The sequence below is a fragment of the Candidatus Laterigemmans baculatus genome (assembly GCF_010367455.1).
Classification (GTDB): Bacteria; Planctomycetota; Planctomycetia; order Pirellulales; family Pirellulaceae; genus Laterigemmans; species Laterigemmans baculatus.
In genome coordinates, this window is the sequence record NZ_WRPR01000018.1 from 16,838 (window position 1) to 32,175 (window position 15,338).

General features: G+C 64.8%; 13 protein-coding genes. 5 read left to right on the forward strand and 8 right to left on the reverse strand.

The window, feature by feature from the left end:
• Positions 1-9 precede the first annotated feature (9 nt).
• The 4 genes from GNK13_RS03820 to GNK13_RS03835 form a co-directional block, all read right to left on the reverse strand.
• A complete protein-coding gene (locus GNK13_RS03820) occupies positions 10-1,272 on the reverse strand; it encodes a beta-ketoacyl-[acyl-carrier-protein] synthase family protein (RefSeq protein ID WP_164101118.1) in 1,263 nt (420 codons plus the stop codon).
• Positions 1,273-1,359: 87 nt separating this feature from the next.
• The gene (locus GNK13_RS03825; protein WP_164101119.1) at positions 1,360-2,421 is read right to left on the reverse strand and encodes an NAD-dependent epimerase/dehydratase family protein; all 1,062 of its coding nucleotides are present in this window, start codon (positions 2,419-2,421) and stop codon (positions 1,360-1,362) included.
• A 16-nt stretch (positions 2,422-2,437) separates the two neighbouring features.
• Positions 2,438-3,271, reverse strand: coding sequence for a hypothetical protein (locus tag GNK13_RS03830; RefSeq protein WP_164101120.1), 834 nt, complete (start codon positions 3,269-3,271; stop codon positions 2,438-2,440).
• Between the two features lie 146 nt (positions 3,272-3,417).
• Positions 3,418-4,161: a hypothetical protein gene (locus GNK13_RS03835; protein WP_164101121.1), complete on the reverse strand. Its 744-nt coding sequence runs from the start codon at positions 4,159-4,161 to the stop codon at positions 3,418-3,420.
• A gap of 191 nt (positions 4,162-4,352) precedes the next feature.
• Between GNK13_RS03835 and GNK13_RS03840 the strand changes: the two genes are divergently transcribed.
• Positions 4,353-4,895, forward strand: a complete 543-nt coding sequence (locus GNK13_RS03840) for a methylated-DNA--[protein]-cysteine S-methyltransferase (RefSeq protein WP_164101122.1) — start codon at positions 4,353-4,355, stop codon at positions 4,893-4,895.
• Between the two features lie 193 nt (positions 4,896-5,088).
• Here the strand turns inward: GNK13_RS03840 and aroB are convergent, their stop codons facing one another.
• Complete coding sequence (aroB, locus tag GNK13_RS03845) at positions 5,089-6,207, reverse strand: 3-dehydroquinate synthase (RefSeq protein ID WP_164101123.1); 1,119 nt, start codon at positions 6,205-6,207, stop codon at positions 5,089-5,091.
• Positions 6,208-6,401: 194 nt separating this feature from the next.
• Here aroB and GNK13_RS03850 point away from each other — a divergent pair, with 194 nt between their 5' ends.
• The 3 genes from GNK13_RS03850 (at position 6,402) to GNK13_RS03860 (ending at position 10,847) form a co-directional block, all read left to right on the forward strand.
• Positions 6,402-7,094, forward strand: coding sequence for a hypothetical protein (locus GNK13_RS03850; protein ID WP_164101124.1), 693 nt, complete (start codon positions 6,402-6,404; stop codon positions 7,092-7,094).
• A 202-nt stretch (positions 7,095-7,296) separates the two neighbouring features.
• Positions 7,297-8,904 carry a hypothetical protein gene (locus GNK13_RS03855; protein WP_235934758.1) on the forward strand — a complete coding sequence of 536 codons (1,608 nt, stop codon included), beginning with the start codon at positions 7,297-7,299 and terminating at the stop codon, positions 8,902-8,904.
• Positions 8,905-9,155: 251 nt separating this feature from the next.
• Positions 9,156-10,847 (forward strand): hypothetical protein, encoded by a 1,692-nt coding sequence (locus GNK13_RS03860; RefSeq protein ID WP_164101125.1) that lies wholly within the window; start codon positions 9,156-9,158, stop codon positions 10,845-10,847.
• A gap of 52 nt (positions 10,848-10,899) precedes the next feature.
• On the opposite strand, the gene GNK13_RS03865 is transcribed toward GNK13_RS03860, so the two are convergent.
• From GNK13_RS03865 to GNK13_RS03875, 3 genes are all read right to left on the reverse strand, one after another.
• Positions 10,900-12,024: a cysteine desulfurase family protein gene (locus GNK13_RS03865; protein WP_164101126.1), complete on the reverse strand. Its 1,125-nt coding sequence runs from the start codon at positions 12,022-12,024 to the stop codon at positions 10,900-10,902.
• Positions 12,025-12,267: 243 nt separating this feature from the next.
• The gene (locus tag GNK13_RS03870) at positions 12,268-13,608 is read right to left on the reverse strand and encodes a hypothetical protein (protein WP_164101127.1); all 1,341 of its coding nucleotides are present in this window, start codon (positions 13,606-13,608) and stop codon (positions 12,268-12,270) included.
• 192 nt (positions 13,609-13,800) lie between these two features.
• A complete protein-coding gene (locus tag GNK13_RS03875; protein WP_164101128.1) occupies positions 13,801-14,553 on the reverse strand; it encodes a penicillin-binding protein activator LpoB in 753 nt (250 codons plus the stop codon).
• A 288-nt stretch (positions 14,554-14,841) separates the two neighbouring features.
• Here GNK13_RS03875 and GNK13_RS21415 point away from each other — a divergent pair, with 288 nt between their 5' ends.
• Positions 14,842-15,333, forward strand: a complete 492-nt coding sequence (locus GNK13_RS21415) for a hypothetical protein (RefSeq protein WP_203328911.1) — start codon at positions 14,842-14,844, stop codon at positions 15,331-15,333.
• Positions 15,334-15,338 lie beyond the last annotated feature (5 nt).

Sequence of the window (15,338 nt, forward strand, 5' to 3'; positions counted from 1 at the left end):
CCGGCCCCCTCAGCTGGGGCGGCCGACGATCACGACCGAGTTGATTCCGAGCATCCCGAACGAGTTGTTGAGGATGTAGTCGACGCGGCTGAGCTCCTTCGGCTCGTTGAGGACCAGCCCCGGGAGAGCGCACTCGGGATCGAGGGCATCGACGTTGATCGTCGGATGGCAGACGCGATCGCGAAACGCCGAGAGGTTGCCGGCCAGCTCGAGCGCTCCGGCGGCTCCCATCGCATGCCCGATGTAGCTCTTCGTGTTATTGAAGTGGACCGTTTTGCAGTCGCCGAAGACTTCGCGAAGAGCCGTGCATTCCTGGGCGTCGCCGCTAGAAGTGCCGGTCGCATGGGTGCTGACAATATCGATCTGCTCGGGCTCGAGCCCCGCTCGGCCAAGCGCCAACTGTACGCACTCCGCTTGCCGCTTGGGGTTGGGCAACACGAAATCGGTCGCATCGGTGTTCATCGCGTAGCCGATTAACTCGGCGTAAATCTCCGCCCCGCGAGCCCGCGCATCGCTGAGTCGTTCGAGCACGTACACGCAACCTCCTTCGGCGACGACGATCCCGTTGCGGTCGACATCAAAGGGTCGCGACGCTCGCGCCGGATCGCTGTGGGTCGCCAGCGCCCCTTGGCTGTGGAAACTGGCGAAAATCCCGAACGTGTGGATGCTTTCGCTGGTACCTCCGGCGAGCGCCAGATCGCATTCGCCGAGGCGAAGCATCTGGGCCCCCTGAATCACCCCGGCGTTGCCCGCGGCACAAGCGGCCCCGATCGTGTAATGCGGGCCGGTGATCCCCATGTTAAGTGCGATCTCGCCGGCCGGATTATTGGCGACGGTCCGCGGGTTATGGTGGTGCGACCAGTAGTCGGTGTTGTAGTCGTAGCCCTTGATTTCGTGGATCTCGTTCTCGGTCTCCACGTTGCCGTGCTCGGTGACGCCGACGTAGATCCCGACCCGCGCTCGATCGACGTTCTCCCAGTCGACTCCCGAATGGCGAATCGCCTCATTGGCCGCGTAGACACCGACGCTGCCCGCGCGGGTCCCCCGGCGAATGTCCTTGCGAGCCTGGTAGCGGCGGGTGTCGAAATCGCAGATTCCCGCCAACGTCGATCCGAAGTAGCGGATCTCGTAGGGCTGAACGCCGCTGCGGCCTTCGAGCAAGGCTTGGCGAAAACTATCCCAGTCGTTGCCGTTGGGAGCGGTCAGACCGACTCCCGTGATCACAATCCGCTGGTCGTCGGGAAGCGAGCGTGCGCGGTCGGTAGCGGGCACTCTGATCAGATCCGTTTGAAGGCCAAAAGGGGAGCAACAGCAGTTGCAAGCAAGCTAAGCCCACAACCGTATTCTGGCAAGCAGCATTCACCACTGGCGGCGAAGCTCCTCGAGCCCCGCCTGATTGCTCACGACCGGTCGGTAGCCGAGCCGCTCTTTGGCCGCCGTGATGTCGAAGAAATGATCGCGAGCCAGCTGTGCTGCGACGAACCGCGTCATCGGCGGCTCGCTGCGGCGGCCACTGATTCGATAAACCGTCTCGAGCACCTGCCCGATCCGCCAAGCGGCCGCAAAACTCATCCGCCGCGTCGGCACCGGTGCATCGGCGATCCGTAGTATTTCGCCGATCCAGTCCCAGCAGTTCACCGGTTCATCGCTTGTGATGAAGTAGGCCCGGCCTCCAGCCAGAGATCCACTCCCCACCCGCGGGGAGATACCTCGCTCCGAGGCACTCATCGCAGCGGAGCCGTCGGCTGCGGACACTTCCTCGGCCAAGCGATCAGCCGCGGCGAGATGGGCAGCCGCCGCGTTGCGGACGTGGACCGTGTCGATGCGATTCGTCCCCTCGCCGACGATCCACAATCGACCGCTTCGCGCCCGAGCGATCAGCCGCGGGAATAAATGGGGATCGTCCGCTCCCCAGATCAGATGCGGACGCAGGGCTGCCGTAACCAATCGCGGCGGATCGTGTGCGGCCAACACGGCCCGCTCGCCGAGAGCTTTCGTGTGGGGGTAGTGACACAGCCACCGCTCAGGGTACGGCACCGACTCGTCGATCCCCGACTGGTCCGAACCGTCAAAGGTCACGCTCGGGCTGCTGCAGTAGACCAGCACTGGGACGCCCGCTTGCTGGCAGGCCCGGATCACGTTCTGCGTGCCACCAAAGTTGATCGCAAAGTACTCGCTCCAGGGCCCCCACACGCCCGCCAAGGCGGCCGTATGGATCACCGCGTCGACCCCGTCGCTCGCCCGCAGCACTGCGTCGTAGTCACAGATATCGCCCACGACCGGGCGCACATCGAGCCCCTTCAGATGCGGGTACTCGCGGCGACCGAAGCCCACGACCGAGTCGCCGCGGGCCGTCAACTGGCGCGTGATCTCGGAGCCCAAAAAGCCCCCGTAGCCGGTCACCAAAAGCCGTTTTGCCATCTGCTCTGACTTGGATTTACGAGCCGAGGCCGTGCTGCGGTCGACGCTGCAGTCGCAAGACCACGGCGATCCGCTCCTGGGACAGGTCCGCCCGTTCGCCGACGAACATCTGTTTGCCCAACCCGAACGCCTCCTTCTGCGGCATCAAGACGATCGCCTGACCTTCGCTGAGCGGAACCTCGCACATCAGCTCATGCAACGTCCACTGGTCGCGCTGAAACTCCATCCGGATCGCAAGATCGCTCGAGACATAGTTTTGTCGCACTTCGCCGTGCTGGACCTCCGGAGTCAACCGCACGGCGAGCCGACCGTCGTCGAGCATGCGGGTCCGCAGGATCAGCATAAACTGCGGATCGCTCAGCGACTTCCCCACTACGCCTTCGGAAGTTCGAATCAGCGTGGAGACGCGCTCTCCGCTGGGGCGGCGCACGGCCAACGTGTAGGGCTGGCCGTCGCGACAGCTGATCCGACGGCGACGCTGTTCAAAATCGGAGACGACGTTCGCCTCCTCCATCAACCGCGTCGCCTCGTCGGCAGGCGCAGCTTCGCCCATCTGCCCGGGCTCGATCGTCAACAGCCGACCGACGCGGATTCCATTCGTCGCCAGCCGCTCCCGCATCTCGCCGGGCACGACCGTTTCGTCGAGGCGGTCGACGAACGACGCGGCACCAGGCGTCTCGGGAAGCGCCGGCGACGCTTCGGGAAGCCGGACGAAGGCGACTTCGAGGATCGCCACTTCATCTGCAACCTGAGCCGGCGGTAGCCCCCCGCGGGCGAGCTCCGGCGGCGGTTCCGACTTCCACTGCGCACAGCCACTCCAGGTCGCCGTCGCGATCGCGATGGCGAACATCCACACCCCACGGGCACTGGCAGCTCGGGCACTGGCGAACCGAGCAAGGGCAGCCCGGGGAATCGCCCGATCAAAGGGAATGGCCCGACATACCTGCGTCATGCGGCTGTAACTACGCCGAGGCCACCCCCCGGGTCAATGGCGAACTACTTGAGCGAGATCGTCTGCTGCAGCGGACGGAGAATGTTTTCGATCAGGTAGCCATCGACCATATCGCGGCAGAGTCCGGCCAGCCGATCGAACTCGCTGACATACGACTCCCCGGGGCCGAGGCTCTCGTAGCGGCGAACCGTCAGATAGACGCTCAACTGGTCCTCTGGGTAATCGCCCGAGCGGACGTGGTAGGCGTTGGTGCGGGTTTCGAAACTCACCCGGCACTGAGTCTTGCAGTCCTCGTCGAGGGCGAACTGGATCGACGGCTCGTAGCTGAGCACGGGATGCCCGGCCGCTTCGGCCAACTTGTCGAAACCGGGCATGACTCCCAAGGCTTCGCTGAGCAACTCGTTGTGGTTGCCGCGATAGGTATAATCAAACCCGAACATGACGCTCAGCGACTCGCAATCGAGCTTGCTGATCGAGAGCGTGTAGGGGAGCAGATCGAGGATCAGGCGGTGTTGGTCGGCCGCCTCGTCGAAATCGGTCGGATTGACCTGACCGCTGTTGATCCGCTTCTGCTCAACCGAGGCCCAGCGGTAATTGCCTTCCTCCTTGTCCTCTTCCAGCACATACTCCATCCGCTCGCGGGCGTAGAAGTGGGCCATCCGCGGATACCGTTTCTGAATCTGCTCGAAAAAGTGCAGCACGGTGTCGCGGTTTTGAGGCAGATCCAACTCGGTGCTGAGGTTCATGTTGAGGTAAAAATCGTCGCTGAACGTGCCGTAACCGCTCATGCATCCCCTCCGCTGATTCGAGTTCTTGCAGTCACTGGGTCGGACTCTTTACGCCAGTATACGGTCCGTTCACCGCCCCTTCCACGGATTGACAACCGGGGCCGCTCCCGCCCAGAACGACCGAGAGCCGCGCGGCGGGTTCACAGGCCGACCCGCACTTCCGTTCCTAACTCCTTCACTGTGAGCAGCTTATGCCGAAGACAGCGAAACCACCGGCGGACTCCGCCGCGATCCTCGCGGCGGGCTACCATACCACGCCACTCGGCTCCTTCTGGTCGCAGTGGACAGCCCAAGGACTGTTTCGCATCGAATGGAACGCCCCTCAGCAAGTCGCAATGGGGGGAATCGATCCCCAAGCGGAAAAAAGGCTCGAGGAGCGGGTCGCTCACTTCGATACGGTCCTGAACGCGTACTTCGCCGGCCAGTTCGACGCCCTCAACACGGTCGAGATCGATCCGGTCGGCTGGACACCTTTTTACCGCGAAGTCTACCGAGCCTGCCGAGCGATCCCAGCTGGCCAAACCCTCAGCTACGGAGCGCTCGCCGAACGGGCCGGGCGTCCTGCGGCGGCTCGGGCGGTCGGCCAAGCGATGGCGACCAATCGCGTGATGTGGATCATCCCCTGCCACCGAGTCGTCGCCAGCAGCGGTCGGCTCCATCACTACGGCGGCCCCGGAGGCGTCACCATGAAACGGTGGCTGCTCGACCACGAACGGGCGAAGGTTCAGCCGTAATCGCTAGGCACCCTCCCCCCGGGAGGGTCGCGAGGAACGAGCGGGGAGGGTTTCCGCAACGGTGAGTTTCACTTGGGGCTATCGTGAGGGATTGCTCTCCCTCCCCTCGCTGACGCTCGACCCTCCCGGGGGGAGAGTACAGGTATATTGCTGCGCGAAAATTTCTGCTCTAGAGACGGATGCCCCCGCGGATTCAGCGGCACGCCTCGATTGCTGCTTCGATTTCCTGCTCGCCGACTCCCTCCAAGAAGCGGACTTCTCCGATTCGCGTGGGGAGGATCAGCTTGAGCCGTCCGTGCTCGTTCTTTTTGTCGCTCTGCATGGCGGCAAAGAGGGCTGCCGGGTCGGCTTCGCTCCAGCGGATCGGCAGCCCGACCGCCTCGAGCAAACGCTGCTGCCGCTCGAGCGTTTCGGCCGGAACCATGCCCCGCTGGACCGCGAGCGTCATGGCCATCTGCATCCCGATCGCCACCGCTTCGCCATGCAGCCATTTGCCGTAACCAGCCGTAGCTTCGATGGCATGGGCGAAGGTGTGGCCGTAGTTGAGAATCGCCCGTCGCCCGCTGGTTTCCCGTTGGTCGTCGGCGACCACATCGGCTTTTGCCTGGCAGCACTGGCGGATCGTCTCTCGCAACACTCCCGCGTCGCGAGCCACCAAACCACCGGCGTTGGCCTCGAGCCAGGCGAAGAAATCGGGACGGTCGATGACGCCGTACTTGATGACTTCGGCTAACCCGCTCGTGTACTCGCGCGACGGAAGCGTCTCGAGCGTGCGGGTGTCGATCGCCACCAGCATCGGCTGCCAAAAGGCGCCCACCATGTTCTTGGCCGCCGGCAGGTTGATCCCGGTCTTTCCCCCGACGCTGCTGTCGACCTGCGCCAGCAGAGTCGTCGGGATCTGGACCAACCGGATGCCGCGTTGGTAGCTGGCCGCTGCAAACCCGGCGAGGTCTCCGACCACCCCACCCCCGACCGCGATCACGACGCTTCGCCGATCGGCTCGGCATTCCAACATCCACTGCCACAACCGCGAGAGCTGCTCGACCGACTTGCTCGGTTCGCCCGACGGCACTTCGCACTGATCCACCCGCAATCCTGCCGCGTGAAGCGACTGGGCGATCGGCGGCAAGAGGGTTTCGCGGATCGCTGCGTCACAAACCAGCATCACATGGCTCGCGTCCGCACCGACCGCGCGGATTTCCTCGGCGACGCTCGGCAGCCAGTCGGAGCCGATCAGGATGGGGTAGGAGGCGGCCTCCAGTTCCACACAAAGTCGATCGAGAGTCGCGGTGGCGGTGGGTTTCGTTACCATGGTGGCGGTCGGGGAGAAAGCAGGGCGGTGGCAACGCGACGCGCATTGGAGCGTCGCTGCCGCGTTAAAGTACCAAAGAACCTCGCCTCGCTCCCCCCCACTCCCCCTTATCAGTAGCGCCCGCTCAGTAGCGCCCGTTCAGCGGCGCCCGTTCGTTCCCAGAACTCGTCCCTCCAAGAAACCGACGCACCGCGATGGCTGAATCCGAGCCCCCGCAGGCTCCCCAACCCCCATCTGGGCCAGACCCCCCATCTGGGCCAGCCCCCGCAGCGGAGGCAGCTCCCGCAGCGGGGCCAGCTCCCGCAGCGGGGCCAGCTCCCGAGTCCACTTGGCCGCCGCGGCCGCGGGCCCTGACGCCGCTCGGCATTTGGCTGGTGATCGGCGTCTTGGTTTTTGCCGTGGTGATGGCTGCGGCCAGCGTTTATCTGCGGCGGACGCGGCTCGAAAAGACTCGCGCGTTCTGGGGTCCCGAGACAATCGTTGCGCTGCAGAGCGGCGAGACGATGCGGATGGTTCTTCCGCCCGACAGTCCGCTGCTGGAAGACGACCCGCCCCTTCCGGAAGATGGGACGGTCACCGACTTGAGCGGGACGCCGGGACTCGGGCACTTTCGCCACGCGCTGCTCGACGAACGCCACTACGACTGGACGACGGAGCAGCCGGTGGGAGTCGACGATGTGGGTGTGCGAAACCCCGAATACGTCACGATCGAGATCGAAGGGCCGCCGGCCGACCTGGCCGCCGCGGCGTTGCGGATCGAGCTGAGCGAGGGTTGGGTCGGTCCAGCCGAGGGAAGCAAATCGGTGCGGCTGACCGATCGGGTGCGGACTGCCGTGCGGCACTTTCTCGCGACGCTGCAAGACATCCAGGCCGCACCAACACCCTAACCCGCGCAATCGCTCCGCGCCCGGCTCGAAACTCCGTGGTTTGAGTACCCGAACCGCTTCAGTGCGTTTGCATTTCGAAGATGATCGATAGTACGGAGAGCGACCGGTTGGTTTATACTCGGTCCCAAAGCCGCCCGTGCGTGTTGCTCCCCTGCCCTTGCAAGCGGCTCAAGTGCCCCTTCTCTCGGAGCCTGACCACTCGATGGCGATGGTTGACGACAATTCAGCTGCGACCGCCGCCACGTCCGCGGAGTTTGCCGAGGGTGCGGCCCCGCCCACGGCGGCCGCATCCGAAGAGACGAGTCCTCGCAACCGCCACTTCTTGCTCTTCCAGGCCGTTCCCGCTTGGTTCATCAGCATGCTCGTGCACATGCTGCTGATCTTGGTGCTGGCGCTGATGACGATCACCGACGCCAAGACGGTGCAGAACATTTTGACGGTCGCCAACGTCACGACCCCCGAACCGGAGATGGAGCAGTTCACGCTCACCGAAGTCGATCCGGGGTCGCTCGAGGTCACCGAGCCGACGGAATTGGAGGAAATGGTCCCCCCCCCGGCGACGATGGAATCGGTCGAGCCGATGCAGATCGAGCAGCCCATGGCGATGATCGCCGCGCCGGCGGAAATGGCGAGCATCGTCAGCTCGGTCGCCCCGGCCGATCAGCTCCTGCAATCGATCTCGGCCGAAATGTCGCAGGACCTGACGAGCCGCACCGGGGACATGAAGCAAAAGCTGATGAAGCGGTACGGCGGGACCGAGGCGAGCGAAGCGGCCGTGGCCAAGGCACTCAAATGGCTCGCCGTGCACCAGTTGCCTAATGGCGCTTGGACGTTCAATCACGCCGTCGTCTGCCGGGGAATTGGCGGCTGCAACGGCGTCTGCAAACCGAACTACGCACGAGCCTTCAACGGTGCGACCGCGCTCGGCGTGCTGCCATTCCTGGGCGCCGGCCAGACGCACATGCAGGGCGTTCATAAGAACAACGTCCGCGCGGCGCTGATGTTCCTGATCTCCAACGGCAAGCGGGTCCAGAAGGAAGGGCTGCTGTGCCTCGACTTCACCGAATCGGGTGGATCGATGTACGCCCATGGGCTCGCCTCGATCGCGCTCTGCGAAGCCTACGCGATGACTCAGGACCCGATGCTGCTCGCCCCGGCCCAGCAGTCACTGAACTTCATCGCTTGGGCTCAAGACCGCGGGGGCGGATGGCGGTATTCGCCGCGGACCCCCGGCGACACCTCGGTGACCGGTTGGCAAGTGATGGCCCTGAAGAGCGGCCACCTCGGGCACCTCGTCGTCCCGCCACGGACGATCGCCGGAGTGAATCTGTTCCTCGACTCGGTAGCTGCCTCCGACGGAGCCGATTACCACTACGTCGTCAGGCCGAGCAATGAGAGCACCGTCAGCGGGCCCCTCTCCTGCACGCCGATCGGCTTGCTCTGCCGGATGTATCTGGGCGTCGATAAGACTCACCCGGCGATCCAAGCGGGGGTCGAGAAGCTGGCCCGCCGCGGGATCGACGAAAAAGACATCTACTACAACTACTACGCCGCCCAGGTCCTGCGGCACCACGGCGGTCCCGAATGGGAATCCTACAACAACGAACTCCGCGACTGGTTGGTTGAATCGCAAGTTCAGGAAGGACACGCCCAGGGCAGCTGGCACTGGCCCGAGAGCAAGAGCCACCGCGGACCGCTCGAAGGGGGCCGACTGTGTTCGACTTCGTTCGCCACCATGATCCTCGAAGTCTACTACCGCCACATGCCGCTCTACGCCGACGCGGCAGCGGAAGACGATTTCCCGCTATAAAAGCCTCCCGCCTACTCGTACTCGTACTCGTACTCGTACTCGTACTCGTACTCGTACTCAGCGCAGCGGTACTCGCTTCCCTCTCGGGTTCGACCCAGGATCACGCCGTTTCGAGTACGAGTACCGCTTCGCTGAGTACGAGCAAGAAAGGAAGCGCCGTCCCGCCGCCGCTTTCCGGGCTCCGCCGCGCTCGCCGTGGATTGCTTGAGCTATAGTCGAAAGGACACCCGTGTTCTTTTCGACGCAGCTCCATGCCCGCACCATCCGAACCATCGCCTCGATCCGCATTGCCCGCCGAAGCGGGCTCGCGGCGCTGGAAGTCGGATGGAAACCTTCCGCCTCCTCCAGCCGTTGCAGCCCCTCCAGCCGTTGCAGCTGCGGACTCCGCGCCAACGCCTCCAAGCGCGGTTCCTCCTGCGAGCGATCCGCCTTCTCTTGCGGCTCACGCCCCAGCGCTCGAGCGCGAGGAATCGGCGGGCGAAACTCAGCCACGCGCTGCGGGCTGGCTCCGCGACGATCGCGTCCCGGCTTGGCTGGTCAGCCTGATCCTGCACATGGCGGTCGTGCTACTGCTGGCGATGCTGACCGTCGGCGGCGGGGGCGATGGTCGTGGCGAAGCGCTGCGGCTGGGCTGGACGTCCGACGAGAGCGACGCGCCGCTGATGCGACTCGAGTCCGAAGCGAACGAGCTCGAGCAAGCGGATGAGGCAACCGCCGCGGCGGAACCGATCCAAGTGGCGATCTCTCCGGACCAGATGACCCTGCAAGTCGACTCGCCCACGGCCAAACCCAACCCGGTGGTCCCCGATTCGCCACTGCGAGCCCTCTCGGGCGGCTCCGACGCTTCGTCCTTGATGGTCAACCTCGCCGGTGGCCGTTTGGGGGACCGTAGCGGTGCAGGCCGCTCGGCGGCAGTCGCCTCCGGAGCGGCGACGTTCGAAAGCGAAGCCGCGGTCGACGACGCGCTCCGCTGGCTGGCCGCCCATCAGCACAACGACGGCGGGTGGTCCTTCCGCTTGGACGATCCCCACGGGCCTTGCCAAGGCGAGTGCAAGAATCCGCTCAAGAATCCCGATGACGCCCCGACGCCGCGAACGGCTGCCACGGGTCTCGCGCTGCTCGCTTTTCTCGGTGCCGGCCACACCCACCAATCCGGCGAATATTCCGAGACGGTCCGCCGCGGGATCTACTTTCTCCGCGGTCAACAGCTCCCGAGCGACTACGGCGTCGACCTGCGATCCACCCAAGGCTCGATGTACGGGCACGGCATCGCCAGCTTCGCACTCGCCGAGGCCTTTGCGCTGACCGGCGACGAAGACCTGCGAGACCTGCTCGAGGGTGCCACGATGTACTCCGCGTGGGCCCAGAACCGCCAAGGGGGCTGGGGTTATCAGCCGGGCGGGCCGGGCGACATCACCCTCACCGCTTGGCAGATCATGGCGCTCAAAACGGCCGAGCAGCGGGAGATCTCGAGCCCGACCGATGTGATCCCGCGAGCCAAGCAGTACGTTCTCTCGCTGGCCAATCCCGAACGCAACCGGTACGGCTACAAGACGCCCGAACCGAGACTCTCGACAACCGCGATCGGCCTGGTCCTGATGCTCTACTTCGGCCACCAGCCGGGCGAGACGGAGATGACCGAAGGGCTCGACTGGATCGCCTTCAAGGGCCCTTCGCCGACCGACGTCTACTACGACTACTACGCGATGCTCGCCTTGCACCACAGCCAGCATTTTGGCCGCATGGATTTTGCACGCACCCTCCGCGATCATCTGCTGGCCACCCAAGCGACCGAGGGTCACGAGGCGGGATCGTGGCACTTCGTCGACCGCTACGGCAGCGTCGGCGGGCGGCTCTACACGACCGCGATGTGCGCCCTGATCCTGCAGACGCCCTACCGCTACGTGCCCCTCTCCGGCTCCGAGAAACCATTCAAACTCTGAGTACTTCTGAGTACTGAGTACTCAAACCTGAAACCTGAAACCTGAAACCTTCCTACGCCCTGCAGGTGTCCCAGGCTTCGGCGAGGAGGTCGGCGGCTCGGTCGATTTGCTCTTGGCTGGTGGTCCACCCGAGGCTGATCCGGAAGCAGCGTCCGATCCGCTGGGGGCTGAGCCCGATCGCTTGGAGGCAGCGAGTCATTTCGTCGGCCGGTTTGGCGGTCCGAGGCGTGGCCAGGACCAGATGCCGAGCGACGCGGGCGATCCGCGCGGCGTCGCCGGGAAGCTCGATCGTGGCGGTGTTCGGCAACCGCTCGGCCGCTTCACAAAGGATCGTCGGCTGCGGCGAGATCTGCTCACAGAGCCGCTGGACGAACCGAGCCCGCAACTCGCTCATCCGCTCGGCGGCCTCGGCGGCGCAGCGGCCCGCCAAGCGCGAGGCGGCTCCGAGCCCAATCCAACCGGTGACGTTCTCCGATCCCGGCCGCAGCCCCATTTCGCGGATCTCGCCGTACATCACCGGCGAAAGCGAAAAGCCGCGACGGACGAAGAGCGCTCCGGCTCCTTTGGGCCCATAGAACTTGTGGCCGCTGACCGAGACCGTGTCGGCGCGGAGCAGCCCGACGTCGACCGGCAGCTTGCCAAACAACTGCACCGCATCGCAGTGGATCGGAATCTGGCGGGCGTGGCAGATGTCTGCGACCTCCCGCACCGGCTGGATCGTTCCCAGGATCGGATTGGCCGCCTGCAAGCAGACCAGCCGCGTGTCGTCGCGGAGCAGCCGCTCGATCTCGGTCGCTTCGACGACGCCATCGGATCCAGCTCGGGCGACGTCGACCCGCCAGCCGCGACGCTCCAGCGAGCCGACCGCGTTGCAGACCGACTCGTGCTCCAGGGCCGAGACGATCACATGGCCGCTCGCCGAGCGGTTGGTCACCCCCAGCACGGCGAGGTTGTTCGCCTCGGTCCCGCCACTGGTGAAGACGATCTCAAAGGCCTCGCAGCCCACCAGTTCGGCCACTCCCTCGCGGGCCCGCTCGAGCGCCTCGGCGACCCCTTGGCAGCCCGCATGGTTTTGGCCAGGCAGCATGAAATGCTCCGCCCAAAACGGCTCCATCGCCTCGTGGACCGAAGGGGCGAGCGGCGAAGTGCTGTTGAAGTCCAGGTAAACGTAGTGCACGTGACGCTTCCTGCGCGAGTGAATATTCCCAGCGGCCTCTCCATCTAAGCTGCGCGGGGCGTTGGTTGCTAGCAAAAGTAGCGTAAACCGCGCATTTCATGTAGGCCCTAGAGTCGCCAGAGTCGCCTTTCGCTCCGCGAAAGTAGCGCAAGCAAAGTCGCCTTCCGCTCCGCGAAAGTGGCGCAGAACCCGCTTCTTTCGCGGAGCGAAAGGCGACTCTGGCGGAGCGAAAGGCGACTATGGCTAGCGAAGAACGACCGCGGTCACGCGGTCTTCGGGGGCGGCGACCAGGACGTAAGAGTTCGCCCCGTCGCGAATGACCACCTCGGCCTCCGCTCCCGGATCGCGGACGGCTGAGCGGAGTCCCGAATCCCCGAGGGCGGCAGCTGAGAAGCGGTGTTTTCCCGCAGGCAGCTCGACCCGCAGGACCTGGATCTCCCGCGGCAACAGGCTCCAGCAACGCAGATCGGGCTTCTCCGTCGCTTCCCAGACCGAGCCGAGCAGCGAACCGCCGAGCTGCAGCGCGGCGTTGTCGCCGCCGACCGAATCGACCGTCGTCGCCACGATGGCCTTTTTGACCACCCGGCGGACGACGCCGCGAGCCACCGTCCAAGGCATTTCGGCCTCGATCTGCCGCACCGCCAGAGAGCCCACATCGGTCAGCGGGGCGGTCCGAAGCGGCGGGGCTCCGGGGATCTGAATTCCCACCGCGGCCACCGCAGAACCGGGGACCACGACGCGGGGAATTGGGACCGGAGCGAGCGTCGGAGGAATCGCGTACTGGGTCGTCGCCGCCACCAGCCGGTCGGCGATCAGCAGCGCCGGTCCGGTCGCTTCGGCCACGTCGGCGACCCGCTGCGGTCCGCGGCCGACCAGAGCGAAGACATACAGCACCCCATGTCCGGGCTGACTGTGCGTCCCCTGGCTGGCGCGGAGCAGATCGGACTGGGCCGGGGCGAACGCCGGTTCCCACTGGGCCACCAACTGATAAGCCCGCGTCGCATCGTCGTAATCGTGATGCGTCGCCTCGCGAATCATGCCCCGGATATAGGGAGCTAAAGCCAGCGGCTGGTAGACCTCGCCCACGTTCTCCAAGCCGCGTTCCTCAGCCGCCTGGGCCAACTGCAGCTGCCGCATCTGGGCCTGCATCGCGTAACTCTCGGCGTCCCCCGAGTCGCTCATCAAGCTGGAGATGCTCAGCAGCGAACGGATCATCACGTCTTCGTAGCTCGCCGCATCGTACGGCATATCCCGCTCGTCGCTGATCAAACTCCCGGCGCTCGGGACCACCTCGGGAGGATCGCGCTGGTCGAACGCGTCGCGGCACTCGCGGAGGAGTGCATCGGAGGCGTGGGGATTGCCAGCGGCCAGTTCGACGACCGCCAACTCCAGTCGAGCCACATCGGCCAGCTTCCGGTCCTGCTCGATCGTCGCCGTCAGCGCCGTCCGCGCGGACTGAAAATCCCCTGCGTAGTACGCACCGCGGCCCTGCTCGAGCGTCGCCCATCCGCTGCGGCATCCAGCCGAGAGGAGCACGAGCAAGCAAGCCGCAAGGCAAGCAGCATTGCGAGGGAACCGAGGCATAGAAGGTTGCAGGTTGCGGTTGCAGGGGCGGATCAATCCACTTCGTACTCGTACTCGTACTCGTGCTCGTACTCGCTGCCAGCGCTGGGGGACCGAGTACGAGTACCGCTTCGCTGAGTACGAGTACGAGTACCGCTTCGCTGAGTAGGAGTACGAGTACCGCTTCGCTGAGTAGGAGGGAGAGAAACCTTCCTACCCATCCGCTTGTTGGAAGGGGCCGTAGTTCCACCACTTACCGGCGCGGCTCTTGTGATAGCCTTTGCGGATCGTGGCCGATTCCTTGACGTAGTCGCCGGTGTGGACGTTGACCATTTCGAGCGTCAGCAAGTAATCGCGCTGGGTGCTGTCGTTCCGCTCGGTCGTGCCGCTGGTGATTTTTCCGTAGAGCAGGAAGTCGACCGTGCTCCCCTGGCGACCGAGGGCCGCGGAGAACAGAGCCTGGTTGGCCGGCACGAACAGCGAGTCGGGACGGAGCCGCGTCTCGAGCAGTGCGGCGTCGACCATCCGGCGGCTGATCATGCGAAAGTTTGCCGCCCCATTCACTTGGGAGTCGATTCGCTCGTACAATTGTTCCTTAAAGTCGATCATTTCTTCGGCACTCTTGTTCTCGAGCCCGATGAAACAGACGGCCGCAGGCCCCACCGCTCCCGCGGGAGGTGGCAATTCGCCGTGGCCGCCGCTGGGCCCTTCGAGAGCGGGCGATGGGGAGCCGGGGTTGTGAGGCGTGAATCCCACCGGTTGCACGGCTGCCGTGTCGCAGCGACCGAGCAGTTTGGCGACGGCCTCGTCGACCAACGGGTTCCAGACCGCCGCCCCCGCCTGATGGCTGCCGACCATGTCGACATCCTGACTCGAGAGCAGATGCCCGTACTGGCGTCCTGCGCAGCCACTGGCGACTGAAGCGGTGGCCAGCGTGCAGAGGCTTAAGAAATCGCGGCGATCCATCACCGATTCTCCGTTCACCGTGTCAATAATCCGTCCGGCCGGTAGCCGCGAATCTTACCTAAGTAACCCAGAGAGCTCCCTCGCGACAATCCCGCTCGGCCGCTCTCCCTACAGAATTCGGCCGGCGACCGGCCGTTGCGTTGACAAACCGGGGGACGTCGCGAAACTCTAGATCTCTTTCGCAAACTGCCCCAGCTTCCGCGGACCCTCTCCTGCCACCGCACCCTCAGAATTTCATTCCCTTTGTCTCAAGTACCGCATTCCACCTGCCCGCCGGTCACGATTCTTATGTCCGCCGTCCTGTCTGCCGCTGCCAATCGCTCCAGTGCCGTTGCCGATCCCGCGGATCGGAACGTTCCCGAGCCCCATGGCGACTCCCCTTCGGTCGGGACCTCGCCCGTCCCCGAGATCGACGACCCTCGCCGCGGTGCTTGCGGCGGCTGGATCGATCCGGATGCCAATCGCACGCTCTCGTCAGAGCTTTCGGGGTTCGACGATGACAGCGAATTGGGCGATGGCGATCCGCCGGCCGGCGCGGACGAGGACGACGACGATCTGGATGAGTTCGACGAGATCGACGAGGACGATTTTGACGACGAGTTCGACGACGATTTTGAAGAAGAGCTGGAAGACGAATACGAAATCGAAATCGAGGATGAGATCAGCGCCGAATTCGGGCTCGGTCCCGATAAGGATGACGAAGAAGAGGAAGAGCTCGATGATCTCGACAGCTTGGCGGACGACCTGGACGACGACATCGACGACGACCTGAAGGATTAGCCGCG